The organism is Pseudoalteromonas sp. CR1 (genome assembly GCF_019392235.1).
In the GTDB taxonomy this organism is placed as follows: domain Bacteria; phylum Pseudomonadota; class Gammaproteobacteria; order Enterobacterales; family Alteromonadaceae; genus Pseudoalteromonas.
In genome coordinates this window covers 1-272 of sequence record NZ_JAHXRM010000242.1, presented here as the reverse complement: position 1 = coordinate 272, position 272 = coordinate 1, and the positions used below count along the sequence as shown (strand labels likewise).

Sequence of the window (272 nt, the reverse complement as noted above, 5' to 3'; positions counted from 1 at the left end):
CCACCACTTCGACCGCCTGGGCAACGTGAACGTGATCAGCAACGGCACGACCGGCGCGTACGCCGGCAGCGACGAGTACACGCCCTACGGCCGGCTGTTCGCGTCCATGGTGATCCAGCCGGCGTTCACGTTCCAGGGCGCGCGCTTCACGGACGGGCTGGAGCTGACGCTGCTGGGCGCGCGCTGGTACCGGCCGGCGCTGGGCCGCTTCCTGACCTGCGACCCGACGCTGCTGATCGACCAGGACCGCATCGCGCCGCTGGGCGTGGCGC

At 71.7% G+C, this 272-nt stretch carries 1 protein-coding gene; it reads left to right on the top strand.

The window, feature by feature from the left end; translation table 11 throughout:
* On the top strand, positions 1–272 hold a 272-nt coding region (locus KZZ04_RS19280), incomplete at both ends, for an RHS repeat-associated core domain-containing protein (protein WP_219423880.1).